We start from the raw sequence: 13,396 nt of genomic DNA on the forward strand, positions 1-13,396 counted from the left end.
AGATGCGCATCTGGACCACGGTGATGGGCCAACGGCTGGACGATGCGGCGGACACCCGCTCGATGATCCTGTGCGACCACCTGCTGCGCCGCGGCCACCAGGTGACGATGTGGACCTCGGCCTGGGACCACATCCGCAAGGAGTGGCGCAAGGAATGGCGCGCCGCGGGCGGGGCGCCGGTGGTGCGCGACGACGGCCTCGAGATCCGCTTCATGAAGGGCAGCGGCTACCAGCGCAACACCAGCCCGATGCGCCTGGTCGACCACTGGGGCGCCGCGCAGGACTTCACCCGGCAGGCGCTGGCCAGCCCGCGCCCCGACGCCATCGTCGCCTCCCTGCCCGACCACGTCACCGCCGCGGCGGCGGTGAGCCTCGGCCAGAAGCTGGGCGCGGCGACCATCGTCGACGTCCGCGACAAGTGGCCGGACGTGATCGCCGACTTCTCCACCCGTTCGGCGGCGGGCCAGGTGGCGCGGCGCCTGATGCACTTCGAGCACCGCCGCACTCGACGCGCGCTCGCCGAGGCCGACGCCGTGGTGGCGATGATGCACTCGATGCTGGACTGGGCTCTGGCCAAGGCGGGGCGGCGGGCCAGCGCGCTGGAGCAGGTGTTCTACCTGACCACCGCGCCCAAGGCGTTCGACGTCGAACCGCCCGCCCTGCCGGAGGGCCATCCGGTGCGGGCGGCGCTGGCGGCCAGCGAGGGGCGGGTCAGGTTCGCCTTCGCCGGCACCTTCAACCGCACGCAGCATCCGGAACTGCTGCTGACCGCGCTCGAACAGCTGAAACGCGAGAACCATCCGGCGCTGCGGCGGGCGGCGTTCCTGATCGGCGGCGACGGCCAGGATGCCGACCAGGTGCGCCAGCGGGCGGCGGCGCTCGACAACGTGCATTGCGTGGGCTGGATGAAGCCGCCGGAGATGCGCGCCCTGCTGATGGGCGCCGACGTCGGCCTGGTGCTGATGAACTATCCGACCGAGGCGTTCAACAACAAGTCGTTCTCGTACATGGCCGCCGGCCTGCCGATCATTTCCGGGGCCAGGGGCGACCTGCAGCAATTGATCGAGGCCGAGACTGTGGGCCTGAACGTGCCGGGCGGCGACGCCGGCGCCCTGGCCCAGGCGATCGTGCGCCTGACCGAGGACGACGCCCTGCGCACGCAGATGCGCGCGCGCATGCGGCGGCTGTTCGACGCTCGCTTCGACCGCGAGAAGAACTACACGGCCTACGCCGACCATGTGGAGCGCGTGGCGGGGCTGAAGGCGCCGTCGCGCGCCGCCGCCTGAGGCGCCCGGCATGTGCGGCATCGCCGGCGCCATCACCACCCGGGGCGACTGGGACCTCAGCGTCCTGGTGGACCAGATCACCTTGTCGCAGACCGCGCGCGGCCCGGACGCCCGGGCCGTCAGAGCCCTGCCGGGCGGCGCCGCGCGGGTGATCTTCGGCCACAACCGGCTGAGCATCATCGACCTCAGCGCCGCGGCGAACCAGCCGATGAGCGACGCCCGCGGCCGGCTGACCATCGTCTTCAACGGCGAGATCTACAACTACCGCGAACTGCGCGCGGAGCTGGAGGCCCAGGGCGTCTCGTTCGCCACTGCCAGCGACACCGAGGTGCTGCTGGAGGCCTATCATGCCTGGGGCGAGGCGGCGTTCGAACGGCTGTACGGCATGTTCGCCCTGGCGATCCACGACAAGTTCACCGGCCGCGTGGTGCTGGCGCGCGACCGCTTTGGGGTCAAGCCGCTGTATGTCTGGGAGGACGGCCGCTCGCTGGTGTTCGCCTCCACCCCCACCCGGATCGCCGACTGGGCGGGCCTGAAGCCGGACCTGGCCTATGTCGAGCGGGGCCTGCGGCTGAAGTACTACGAGGACGACGGCGCGCGCACGCCCTACGCCGGTCTGGGCGCCGTGCCGGCCGGCGGCTGGCTGGCGGTGACCCCGGGCGCAGCCGGCCTGGAGTGCGAGGCGGGCCGCTTCTACGACCTGACCGCCGCTGTCGCCCGCGAGGTCGAGGCGCAGCGTGGGCTGGACGAGGCGGCGCTGGAGGCGCGGGTGCTGTCGCGGCTGGCCGAGGCGTGCGAGCTGCGCATGCGCGCCGATGTGCCGGTCGGCCTGTCGCTGAGCGGCGGCGTGGATTCCTCGACCGTCGCGGCGATGACCGCGCCGATGCACCCGGACCTGGTCGGCTACAGCTTCGGCCATCCCGACTGCGCCGAGAGCGAGGCGCCGCTGGTGGAGACCCTGGCCGGCGCCACGCGGGTGCGGCCGCGCTACGTCTGGCCGACCGCGCCGTTCCAGATCGAGGAGCTGTTCTGGCAGACCCTGGAGGCCCAGGGCGCGCCCTTCCCGCACGCCAGCATGATGGCCCAGCACGCGGTGTTCCGCGCCGCCCGCGCCGACGGGGTGAAGGTGCTGCTGGGCGGACAGGGCGGCGACGAGGCCTTCATGGGCTATCGCAAGTTCTACCTGTTCTACGCCCAGTCGGCGCTGCAGCGGCGCAGCGTCGGCGACGCCCTGCACCTGGGCCGCGCCCTGCCCAGCTTCGCCGGGGCGGTGGCCGGGCGGGCCAGCGTGTTCTGGCAGGAACGCGGGCGCTATGCCGGAAAAGGCCTGGGGGCGCGGCTCAACCTGCCGCCCGAGCAGGCCGGCAACATGGGCATGGCCGCCGGACAGACCCCGGCCGAACGCCAGCGGCTGGACGTCACCCGCTACAGCCTGCCCTCGCTGCTGCGCTACGAGGATCGAAACTCGATGGGCTGCAGCGTCGAAAGCCGGCTGCCGTTCATGGATCACCGGGTGATCGAGACGGGCCTGGCCCTGCCCGAGCGGCTGAAGCTGGCGCGGGGGTTCGGCAAGTGGATCCTGCGCAGCGCCATGCGCGGGCGCGTGCCCGACGCCATCCGGCTGAACCGCGACAAGCGGGGCTTCGACGTCAACCAGGACCGCTGGATCGACCAGGGCCTGGGCCGGGCCATCCGCGGCGCCCTGCACCAGCGACGCGCCGCGATCGCCGACTGGATGCCGGCAGGCGGGGGCATCGACGAGCTCTACAGCGACGCCGCGCTGAAGGGCGTGCGCACCGCCTTTGCCGAGGCCGTCAGCCTGATCTGGCTGGGAGACCGCGCTTGAGCGCGACCATGAGCGCCAACCCTGTTCCCGCCCCCTCCTGGACCGCGCGGCTGAGCGGCTTCGTCCGCCCCGGCGGCATGGGCCGGTCGATGGCCCACGTCGGAGGGGCGACGGCGCTGGCGCAGGTGATCGGGCTGGCGGTGCTGCCGCTGGTCAGCCGGCATCTGGGACCGGTGGCGTTCGGCCAGTTCGGCCTGTTCTTCACCCTGGCCACCACCATGGCCGCGGCGGGACCGCTGGGCCTGCCCGAGGCCATGCTGGCCGCGCGGCGCTGGAGCGAAGCCCTGGCGCTGCTGGGCGCGGCGCTGCGCGCGGTGTTCCTGATGGGCCTGGTGTGCGCCGGACTGACCTACGTGTGCCTGCGCTACGACCTGTTCGGCACCGCCAGCCTGCCCGACTGGGTGTGGCCGGCCATGGCGCCCGTGGTGTGGCTGATCAGCCTGGCGATGGTGTTCCAGATCTGGCTGGTGCGGCGACGCCGCTTCACCGCCCTGGCCGGCGCCTATGTCTCTCAGGGCCTGCTGCGCGGCGGGTCACAGGTGGGCGGCGCCGTCGCCGCGCCGGGCCTCGGCTGGCTGGTGCTGCTGGGGTCTGAGCTGCTCGGCCGCGCCTCGACCGTGCTGGTGATGGCGGCGCCGGCGCGGCGGGAGATCCTGACCGCCTGCCGCATCGACCGCCGGCGGTGGACCGCCGCGGTGCGGCGCTACTGGCGCTTCCCGGCGTTCCGCACCCCCTCGATGCTGGCCAACAACCTGGCCGCGGGCCTGCCGCTGTTCCTGCTGGCCAGCGCGTTCGGCGCGCACGACGTCGGCGACTTCGCCTTCATGATGGGGATCGTGGTGGGGCCGATCGGCTTCATGCAGCGCGCCGTCGGCGACGTGTTCCTGGGCGAGTTCGCCGCCCGCCGCCGGCGCAGCGCCGCCGAGGCCCGCAGCCTGCTGGTGCGCACGGCCGGCGCGCTGCTGGGGCTGGCCCTGCCCGCCACCCTGGTGCTGGGCGCCTTCGGACCGCTGCTGTTCGCGACCGTGTTCGGCCACGCCTGGCGCGGCGCGGGCGTGCTCGCGGCGGCCTACGCACCGGCCTTCCTGGCCAACCTGGTGGTCGCGCCACTGGGCGGCGTGCTGAACGTCGCCAACCGCCCGGGCTACAAGCTGATGGTCGACCTGGCCGGCATCGCCGCCCTACTGGCGGCCTTCGCCCTGGCGCGTGGCGCGGGCCTCGATGCGGCGCGCACCACCCTGGCCTTCGCCGTCGCCAGCGTGGGCGCCTACGCCCTGTACTTCATCCTGGTGATGCGCGCGGCGGGCGCGGTCGGGAACGTCCCGGCCCCGGCGGCTGTTGTTGTTCCCAGGCCCCCCGCAGGAGACCCGCCGGCATGACCGCCGTCAACCTGGTGACCGAGCGCCAGCTCCTGGCCCGGTCGAAGACCTCCTCGCGGGCGACGTCGTCGCGGCGGCGGCTGCTGTTCGTGCTGCTCGCCTTCGCCCACGCCATGGCCTGCCGGCTGATCCAGGACCAGGTGCTCGCCCAGAGCGGGGTGTTCGAATACATGGGCCTGCGCTGGATGCCGGCGAACCTGGGCGTGGAGCTGCTGTTCCTGGCCCTGGCGGTGGCCCCCGCCCTGCTGTTCATTCCCGTGGAGCTGAAACGGGCCAGCGACCTGCTGCTGATCATCGTCTATGGCACGGTCTATGTGCCGGCCACGGCCCTGTTTCCCAATGTCACGCTGAACGACACGGGCGAGGCGCTGCTCCTGACCGGGGTGTGCCTGTTTGGCCTCTACCTGACGACACGCCTTGCCCAGTTCGAACCCGGCGGGGGCGGCAGCGGCTTCGGCCTCCCCGACAACCGCTATGACCTGATGCTGTTCTGCGCGGCGGGGGCGGTGATCGCCTCCTACGTGGCGTTCGTGCCGATCCAGGTGGTCGAGTTCGACCTGACCCGGGTCTACGAGTTCCGCGCCGCCTTCGGCGACCAGATGTCGAAGCTGTCGCCCCTGATGCTGTACGTGTTCGTCAACGCCGCCCTGGCGCTGTCGCCGATGATGATCGTGCGCGGCCTCACCCGGAAGAACTACCTGATGGTGGCGCTGGCCTTCGGCCTGGCCTTCTACACCTTCGCCGTGACCTCCTACCGGTCGCTGCTGTTCGTGGCCGGGTTCGTGGCGGCGCTGACCTATCTGATCCGGCTGAAGATCCCGCCGGCCGTCAGCATCTTCGGCTTCTTCGTCGCCGTGGCCGCCGGCACGGTGGCGCTCGACGCCATGGCCCACGCGGCGATCCCCACCAACACCTTCTCGATCCACTATCGGCTGTTCGGAAATTCGGCCACGATCACAAGCGCCTACCTCGACCTCTTCAGCAGCCATCAGAAGTTCTACTACAGCCAGAGCTTCCTGCGGTTCCTGATCCGGCCGCCGACCGACATCCCCTACCCCCTGCTGGTCGGCCACGAGATCAGCACCGTCGAGAACGTCTGGGCCAACGGCAACATGGTCGCCGACGCCTTCGCCAACCTGGGCTATGCGGGCGTGTTCCTGAGTTTCGTGGCGCTGGGCCTGTTCCTGGCCCTGTTCAACTGGGTCAGCCAGGCCAAGGACCGCATGGTGGCGGCGCTGACCCTGGCGGCGCCCGGCTTCTATCTCAGCAACGGCGGCCTGCAGTCCGCTGTGCTCTCGGGCGGGCTCGGCGTGACGGTGCTGCTGGTGGTGCTGTACCCCACGACCAACCTGAGCTTCGTCTCCCGACATCCCACGCCCGAGCCGGCGGGGCCGGCGCCCGAGGGCCAGGACGAGGGCTGATCCGCCGACGGCGCGCCGGGCGCGCGTCTGCGGGCGCGCGTTTCAGGCGATCGCCACGCCGAACGCCTGGACCCACTGATTGAACACGATCAGCCGGAACAGCTTCTGCCCCTCGGCCTGTGAACCGCCCAGGAATCGCTCGGTGGCCCGGGTCAGGGCCGGCCCATCGACGAACGGCAGGTCCCGGCACGCGGCGAGCTCACGACGGGTCCATTCCGGCTTGGCCGCCATCCAGGCCTCCTCGGTGGCGCGAAAGCCGATCTTGTCGTGGCGGTCGCGGATCGGCGCCGGCAGCACGCCGTCCAGGGCGTCACGCAGCACCGCCTTGGTGCGCCCATCCGGCGAGATCAGCGCCTCGGCCGGCAGGGCGAAGATCATCTCCACCAGCGGGCGGGACAGGAAGGGCGCCCGGTTCTCCACCGAGAAGGCCATGGCGTTGCGATCGGCGTAGCGCAGCAGCGAAGGCAGCACCCCGCTCTCCAGGCTGTGGCGCATCACCTCGTCGAAGCTGCGCCCCTGGTGGAACTGGCGGTTCTCGGCGTCGCGCGGGTCCATCCCGCGGGCCTTGAGCCATGACTGGTCCAGGAACGGCAGTTGCAGCGCCTTGCCCGACAGCCGGCGCGCCGCCAGGGCCGGCCCTCCCGGCAAGGCCAGCCGCGCGAGCCGCTGGGCGACCATCCCCCGCGAGCCGGGATCAAGACGGGCATGGGCGCTCCACAGCGCCGCGCCCTCGCGCAGCCGCCCCTCGCCCAGCAACTGCCAGATGCGATAGGCGACGAAGCTCTTGTAGCCGGCCAGCACCTCGTCGGCGCCCTGGCCGTCCAGCATCACCTTGTAGCCGCGCGCGCCGATCGCCTCGAAGATCTTGTACTGGGCGTAGATGCTGCCGCTGCCGAACGGCTGCTCCTGGGCGCGGATCAGCGCCGGCAGGTCCTCCAGCACCTGGTCCTCGTGGATGTGGATCTTCTCCACCGCGAGCCGCTTCTCGGCCGTCACCAGATCGATCCAACGCTCTTCCGACTGCTCGCCGGAGGCGACGTAGCTGAACACATGGATCGGCGCGCAGGGATGCAGCAGCCGCAGGGCGCCGCAGATGGCGCTGGAATCCAGGCCGCCGGAAAGCGTGGCCACCACCGGCACATCGGCCCGCAGATGGCGCTCGACGGTGGTCATGAACAGGTCGCGGAAGTCGCGCCGCCAGGCTTCGGCCGGCCGGGTGTCGTCCCGCCGCTGCGGGGCGCGCCAGAACCGCCGGAAATCCAGCTGGCCGCTGTCCAGGTCCAGCCGCATGAGCTCGCCCGGCTCCAGCTGGCGCACGCCGTGGAACAGGGTCTGGCCGTCCTCGTCCACCGCGCCCCAGCGCAGGTAGTCGAACAGCCGCGAAACGTCGGCCAGCGGCCGCTCGCCGTGAATCAGCGGGCGGATTTCGGAGGCCAGCCGGACGCCGCGCGCGTCGACGGCATAGTGCAGCGGTTTCATGCCGAAAGGGTCGCGCGCGGCGGTGAGGGTGCGGGCGCCGTGGTCGACGAGGATGAAGGCGTACATGCCGTCCAGCCGGTCCAGCGTCGCCTCACCCCAGGTCTGCCAGGCGGCCAGCAGCACCTCGGTGTCGGAATCGCTGCGGAACGTCCGGCCGTGCCGCTCGGCCAGTTCCTGGCGCAGTTCCAGGTAGTTGTAGATCTCGCCGTTGTAGGTCAGCGCCAGCAGGCCGTCCGCCGACCGCATCGGCTGCGCCCCGCCGGGGGACAGGTCGATGATCGCCAGGCGCCGATGGCCGAGCAGCACGTGCGGCTCGCTCGAGGTTTCAGGCGCGCCGAAGCCAGTCTGCGGCGACCAGGCCAAGAGGCCGGAACCATCCGGCCCGCGGTGGGCCATGAGGTCAAGCTTCTGTTCGAAGGTGCGCGCGTCCAGGGTCCCTGATCCGCGACGCCACTCCCCCAGAATCCCACACACGCGATCGGCTTTCCTTGTGGAAACTATCGGTCGTCGTTCGCCCCCGGGCGCTGGCTCCCGGATAGAACGCGCGAAGACGGCGGAAGGGTCTCGAGCCGCCGTCCCACCAGGATAGACGACGCCGGGCCCACACCGCCTCCAGGCGAAAAAACTAAGCTGGAGCGGGACTTGGCGCCGCCGCCCGGCCTCGCCGCCTGGGCGCAAGGAGACGGTCGTAGAGCGCCAGCAGCCTGGCCTCGTCGGCCGCCCATTCGTGGTCGCGCAGCACGGCCTCGCGGCCACGCCGGCCCATGGCCTCGGCCCGCGCCGGGTCGCGAAGCAGGGTCTCCAGCGCTGCGGCGATGGCGCCCGGATCACGGGCGTCGACCAGCAGGCCGCAGTCGTAGCGGCTGACCAGTTCGCGCCAGCGCGGAATGTCGGTGGCCACCAGCGGCAGCCCGGCGGCCATCATCTCCAGGAACTTGATCGGATCGGAGCGCAGCACGTTTTCGGTGGGCAGGTAGACCACCAGCCCCACCCGGGCGTCCCCCAGGATGCTGATGACCTTCGGCCGGTCGGCCCAGCCCTCGAAATCCACCCGCTCGGCGCCGGGCTGGCCGCGGGCGCGGGCCTCGGCGGCGGGATCGCGGAAGTCGCCGCCCAGGCTGAGCCGCGCGCCGAGCTCGGCCGGCAGCTGGCGCATGGCGTCGATCATGCCCGCGACGTTGTGATAGGCCGCCAGGCCGCCGACGTAGGCCACCCGCATCGGCCGCTCGCCGTAGGGTCGGGCTTCGGCGATGGCCAGCTCGCTGGCGCGCGGCGTGTTGCGCACGGTGACGGTCCGGCCGGCTCTGAAGTGCTCGGCGATCAGCGGCGTTGCGGCGACGATGGCGTCGAAGGCCGTCTCGGCCAGCCGCTCGAAGGCCCACAGACCGGCGGTCAGCACACCCCGCGCCAACGCCGGGACGTAGGCCCTGTCGCGCATCAGCGCCAGTTCCTCGTGCACGTCATAGACCACGCGCTTGCCGCACAGTTTCAGCGCCAGCCCCACCCAGATCAGTTCCGGATCGTGCAGGTGATAGACGTCGGCGCGTTGGGCCAGGGCCACGCGCAGGGCGCGGGCCGCCAGTCGCAGGCCGCGGTCGAGCCGGTTGCGCGGCTCCGGCAGCGCGATCATGCGCACCCCGTCGATCACCTCGGCGCGAGGCGTGCGCGCGATCAGAGCCACATCGTAGCCCGCCTGCGCCAGCCCCCTGGCCTGCTTGTGGAAGATCCGCACGTCGAATGGCCGATGCACGGTGGTCAGGATGACGATCCTCCGGGCGGCCTCGCCGGCCACGCGGGACGATGGATGCTGCATCTAGAGGTCCGCTGCGGCTGCTTCTGCCCAGCGGGAACCAGCCAAGCTCGCGAAAGGTTGCAAGCTGGACAACGGGAGCCCCGCGGCGGCGATCGCCAGGGGCGTATGAGCATCGGCGGCGGTCGGGTCGCCTGAGGGACGGTGGAGCAACCCATGGCCGAAGGGCGACGTCTGACGCCGCGCAAGACCCTGGCCGGCGTGGTCGCGGACATGGGCTCATTCCTCAAGGGCGCCCGGCAGGACTATGCCGCCGACCTTGCCGCCGATCCGCTGGCCTATCCCCTGGCGTTCGACCGCCTGCTGGAGGCCGACCCTGCGCTGTTCAGCCCGCTCGACGAAGACGGCGTTCCGGTGAAGGGCCCGCCGGGCGCGCCGGGCCGCTACATGCCCTCGCGCATCGCCGGCTACGCGCTGGCGCAATGGAACCTGCATCGCCGCGGCGATGGCGAGGCGGCGGCCAGGTTCCTGCCCGCCGCCGAGTGGTTCGCCGGCCAGGCCGGCGGCGACTTCATGCACGACCTGCCGATCGAGGGCATGGCGGTGCCCTGGCCCTCGTGCCTGGCGCAGGGTGAGGGCGTCTCGGTGCTGGTGCGGGCCTGGCGTCTGACCGGCGAGGCGCGTTTCCTCGACCAGGCGCGCGCGGCCCTGCCGATGCTGCAGCGCCCGGTGGCCTGCGGCGGGGTGGCCTCGACCCTGCCCGACGGCTCCTTCTTCGTGGAGGAATATCCCGGCGGGCGGCACCGGCACGTGCTGAACGGGGCCCTGTTCGCCGCCGTCGGCCTGGACGACCTGGTGCGCCTTTCCGACAGCGCCGAACCCGTGGCCGAGAGCTTGCGCGACCGGCTGCTGGCGGCGCTGGCCGACAACCTGGGCCTCTGGTCCAGCGGCGACTGGTCGGTCTATTCGGTGGAGCGGGCGGCGCTCGGCGCACGCAACGCCTGCACCCTGCACTATCAGCTGGTGCACGTGGCCCTGCTGCAGCATCTGGCCACGCTCAGCCCAGGCCTCGCGCCGCTGACCGCCCGCTGGTCGCGCGGGGCGCGCCGGCCGGCGACCCGGCTGCGGGCGCTGGGCATGAAGGTGTTCTATCGCGCGGCCAACGGCTGGTGATGGGAACGCGGCGCCTCCGGCCAGGGTTTATGCGCAAACGGCCCGAGAGGCGGCCATGACGGCTTTGACGCGGCGGCGGCTAGGCGCCGGACTGGTTTTCACCCTGGCCGCGGGCGCCGCCGCGCGCGTCGAGGGCGCGCCGCCGCTGTTCCTTGAGCTGCCCCGGGTCATCGTCCCGCCCCACCTGCAGCGGCTGACCACCGCCGGTCACGGGCGCCACGGCGTCGGCGCGGCCAGCTACCGGCGGTGCGCGCCCGGCCCCGCCACCCTCTATCGCACCCTGTCTGCCGACGGCGCCTGCTGGGAACTGGCGGACCTGCAGGTCACGCCCGAACAGGCCGGCGCGGCGGGGGACGGCGACGCGGACGACCGCCCCGCGCTGATGGCGGCCCAGGCCCTGGCGCGCCCCCTGACCCTGACGCCCGGCCGCGCCTATCGTGTCGGCGCGACCATGCCGCTCAGCGTGCCGGTCAGCGGCCGCGGCCGGCTGCTGGCGGCGCGCGGCTTCCGGGGCGACGTGCTGATCCACGGCCATGCCGGCCTGAAACTGCAGGACCTGGAGATCGACGGCGCCGGCCTGCCCCGGCCCCGGCAGCGCTGGTCGGGCGTCGGCGCGCCGGTGGGCTGCGCCATCTTCCTGGAGGGCGCCCCGGGCGCCCCGCTCGACCAGCCGGCCCTGGACGGGGTGACGATCCGCAACACGCCCGGCGGCGGGGTGATGATCAAGTACGCCCAGGGCGTTCGCATCCAAGGCTTCACGGCCGAGGGCGTGCAGACCCAGCGCGACGCCCTGACCAACGCCGTGGTCGAGCTCTACCGGGTGGACGACGGGCTGATCACCGATTCCGCGATCCGCGGCTACGGCTGGAAGGGCTTCTCGCTGGGCGCCTGCAAGCGAACGGTGGGGCGCAACTGCACCGCCGAGGGCGGCAGCCCCGGCCACGCGGCGCACTATGTGGACGATTGCGAGGACACCGGCTTCGAGGACTGCAGCCATAGCGGCGCCGGCTACGCGGCCAAGGCCAGCAACGCCCGCCGCGCCTGGTTCCGCGGCTACAGCGCCAAGGGCAGCGCGGGCGGCGTGCAGATCCAGTCGTGCCACGACGTGGAGATCACCGGCGTGGTCATCGCCGACACCGCCGGCCCCGGGCTGGTGGTCTCGTCCAGCACCGCCGGGCCGATGGACGGCTGCCATATCGAAGCGGCGCAGGTCTCGTGGTCGGCGGCGCCGACGGTCAACCAGGTGGGACTGATGCTGACCGCCAACGGGGCGAAGGACAGCGCGGTCACCGGGGTGGTGGTGCGGGGACTTTCGATCAGCGGCGGCTATTTCGGCATCGACGCGCGGGCCGCCGCGACCTGCGACGTGTCTCTGGACCTGCAGGACGTACGCATCGACGGCTCGGCGCAATACGGCATGATCCTCTACGCCCGCGACGTGGCCGTGCGCGGCGCCCAGATCCGCGGACCAAGCGGGTTCCCGGCCATAGCCCTCTACGGGAACGACGGCGCGCCGGGGGGCGACGTGGCGCTGGTCGATCTCACATTGTCCGGCGGCGCGGGGCGCGCGGCCCTGATCGAGGTCGGCGACGACTCCGGCCGCGCGGCCGCCTTCGCCAGCCTGACGGTCAGCGGCGCGCGAGCGCTCGGCGGACGCAGCCTGCTGAAGGCGCGGCTGACGGCCGCCGCGGGCGCTGCGCCGCCAACCGTCGATCTGGAAGACAACGTGGTGTTCGGTCTTGCCACGCCCGACGGCATCGACGTCGGCTTTGCCGACGGACTGACGGCCAGGGTTCAGGCCCGCGGCAACCGGTTGCTGCAGGCTGGCGGCGCTCTGGGCGTGATGCGCATCGGACCGCGCGCGGCCGTCGCCGCCCCCAGGCTCAGCCGCAACCAGGCCGACGTCAGGATTTCCTGAGCCGCCGGCGCAGCCAGGCGAGGACGGCCGCTTCGGCTGGCGAGAGGCCGTCGCCCTCGTCCTCGCCGATCTCCAGCGCCAGTTCGCCGGCCAGGTGCGCCGTGATCACCTCCGGGTGGATGTAGCCCTTGCGGCAGACCGCCGGCGTGTTGCCCAGGCGCCGGCTGACCTCGCGCACCACCGCCGCCAGCCGGGCCTGACCCGCGCCCTCGCCCCGCTCGGGGTCGGCCAGGGCGGTGGCGGCCAGCACCGTGCCCCACCAGGTGCGGAAGTCCTTGGCGGTGATGTCGCGACCGCTGGCGGCCTTGAGATAGGCGTTGACGTCGCCGGAGCTGATCGGCTGGCGCTCGCCCGCGGCGTCGACGTACTGGAACAGATGCTGGCCGGGCAGGTCCTGGCAGGCGCGCACCACCCGCGCCAGGCGCCGGTCGCGCACGCCTACCCGCCATTCCTTGCCGCTCTTGCCCTTGAAGTGGAAGGCCAGGGCCGCGCCGTCCACCGCCACGTGCCGGCTGCGCATCGACGCCAGGCCATAGCTGCCGTTCTCCCGGGCGTAGGCCTCGCTGCCCACCCGGATCATGGTCGTCTCCAGCAGCCGCACGACCACGGCCAGCACCTTCTCGCGGCCGAGGCCGGGCCTGGCGAGATCCTCCCGCACCCGCTCGCGCAGCACCGGCAGCGCCTCGGCGAACTCCAGCAGATGCTCGAACTTCGCCGCCTCGCGGCGGGCGCGGAAGTCGGGATGATAGAGGTACTGCCGCCGGCCCCGCTGGTCCACGCCGGTGGCCTGCAGGTGCCCGCCGGGGTGGGCGCAGATCCAGACGTCGGTCCAGGCCGGCGGAATCACCAGCCGGCGGATGCGCTCCAGGGTGTCGGGGTCGCGCACCGTCCGCCCGGCAGGATCGCGATAGCTCCAGCCGCTGCCGGCCCGGCGGCGGGTGATGCCGGGCTCGTCGGGGCTGACGTGCCGCAGCCGCGCCTTCGGCGTCGCGGCCGCAGCCAGTCTGTCCGCCAGCCGCCGCGCCAGCACGCGCGTCGTGGCGGTCTCGCGGACGGTCGCGGCGCGGGCGGCGGCGGTGCGGACGGAGGTGGCGGACATGGGAGCCCCTTTCGCTCCCCCAATTCGCGGCGCGGGTGGCGGTTC

General features: G+C 72.5%; 9 protein-coding genes. 6 read left to right on the forward strand and 3 right to left on the reverse strand.

Annotation, left to right across the window (positions count from 1 at the left end; all coding sequences use genetic code 11):
• Positions 1–2 precede the first annotated feature (2 nt).
• From ACO2Q3_RS05505 to ACO2Q3_RS05520, 4 genes are read left to right on the forward strand one after another with little or no spacing between them, the layout of a single operon-like run.
• Positions 3–1,286: a glycosyltransferase family 4 protein gene (locus tag ACO2Q3_RS05505; protein ID WP_423305530.1), complete on the forward strand. Its 1,284-nt coding sequence runs from the start codon at positions 3–5 to the stop codon at positions 1,284–1,286.
• Positions 1,287–1,296: 10 nt separating this feature from the next.
• A complete protein-coding gene (gene asnB / locus ACO2Q3_RS05510) occupies positions 1,297–3,132 on the forward strand; it encodes an asparagine synthase (glutamine-hydrolyzing) (RefSeq protein ID WP_423305531.1) in 1,836 nt (611 codons plus the stop codon).
• Positions 3,129–4,511, forward strand: coding sequence for a lipopolysaccharide biosynthesis protein (locus ACO2Q3_RS05515; protein WP_423305532.1), 1,383 nt, complete (start codon positions 3,129–3,131; stop codon positions 4,509–4,511). Before asnB (ACO2Q3_RS05510) ends, ACO2Q3_RS05515 begins: the two co-directional genes overlap by 4 nt.
• A complete protein-coding gene (locus ACO2Q3_RS05520; protein ID WP_423305533.1) occupies positions 4,508–5,932 on the forward strand; it encodes a hypothetical protein in 1,425 nt (474 codons plus the stop codon). The genes ACO2Q3_RS05515 and ACO2Q3_RS05520 overlap by 4 nt, the downstream gene beginning before the upstream one ends.
• Positions 5,933–5,974: 42 nt before the next feature.
• Here ACO2Q3_RS05520 and asnB (ACO2Q3_RS05525) read toward each other — a convergent pair whose 3' ends face one another.
• Together asnB (ACO2Q3_RS05525) and ACO2Q3_RS05530 are read right to left on the reverse strand one after the other, a co-directional pair.
• Entirely contained in the window at positions 5,975–7,885 is a 1,911-nt protein-coding gene (gene asnB, locus ACO2Q3_RS05525; protein ID WP_423305534.1) for an asparagine synthase (glutamine-hydrolyzing), read from the reverse strand.
• Between the two features lie 151 nt (positions 7,886–8,036).
• Entirely contained in the window at positions 8,037–9,224 is a 1,188-nt protein-coding gene (locus ACO2Q3_RS05530; RefSeq protein WP_423305535.1) for a glycosyltransferase family 4 protein, read from the reverse strand.
• A gap of 153 nt (positions 9,225–9,377) precedes the next feature.
• On the opposite strand from ACO2Q3_RS05530, the gene ACO2Q3_RS05535 reads away from it, so the two are divergent.
• Positions 9,378–10,334: a D-glucuronyl C5-epimerase family protein gene (locus tag ACO2Q3_RS05535; protein ID WP_423305536.1), complete on the forward strand. Its 957-nt coding sequence runs from the start codon at positions 9,378–9,380 to the stop codon at positions 10,332–10,334.
• 55 nt (positions 10,335–10,389) lie between these two features.
• Complete coding sequence (locus ACO2Q3_RS05540) at positions 10,390–12,252, forward strand: right-handed parallel beta-helix repeat-containing protein (protein ID WP_423305537.1); 1,863 nt, start codon at positions 10,390–10,392, stop codon at positions 12,250–12,252.
• Here the strand turns inward: ACO2Q3_RS05540 and ACO2Q3_RS05545 are convergent.
• On the reverse strand, positions 12,239–13,351 hold the full coding sequence (locus ACO2Q3_RS05545; RefSeq protein WP_423305538.1) for a DNA topoisomerase IB: 1,113 nt from the start codon (positions 13,349–13,351) through the stop codon (positions 12,239–12,241). The genes ACO2Q3_RS05540 and ACO2Q3_RS05545 overlap by 14 nt on opposite strands.
• Between the last annotated feature and the right edge of the window lie 45 nt (positions 13,352–13,396).

The organism is Caulobacter sp. KR2-114, assembly GCF_049446115.1.
In the GTDB taxonomy this organism is placed as follows: domain Bacteria; phylum Pseudomonadota; class Alphaproteobacteria; order Caulobacterales; family Caulobacteraceae; genus Acaudatibacter.

Bases quoted from the DNA above. Each gene is read 5' to 3' on its own strand.
- ACO2Q3_RS05540 (WP_423305537.1), top strand. From the start codon at position 10,390: ATGACGGCTTTGACGCGGCGGCGGCTAGGCGCCGGACTGGTTTTCACC.
- ACO2Q3_RS05535 (WP_423305536.1), top strand. From the start codon at position 9,378: ATGGCCGAAGGGCGACGTCTGACGCCGCGCAAGACCCTGGCCGGCGTG.
- ACO2Q3_RS05545 (WP_423305538.1), bottom strand. From the start codon at position 13,351: ATGTCCGCCACCTCCGTCCGCACCGCCGCCGCCCGCGCCGCGACCGTC.
- ACO2Q3_RS05520 (WP_423305533.1), top strand. From the start codon at position 4,508: ATGACCGCCGTCAACCTGGTGACCGAGCGCCAGCTCCTGGCCCGGTCG.
- asnB (WP_423305531.1), top strand. From the start codon at position 1,297: ATGTGCGGCATCGCCGGCGCCATCACCACCCGGGGCGACTGGGACCTC.
- ACO2Q3_RS05505 (WP_423305530.1), top strand. From the start codon at position 3: ATGCGCATCTGGACCACGGTGATGGGCCAACGGCTGGACGATGCGGCG.
- ACO2Q3_RS05530 (WP_423305535.1), bottom strand. From the start codon at position 9,224: ATGCAGCATCCATCGTCCCGCGTGGCCGGCGAGGCCGCCCGGAGGATC.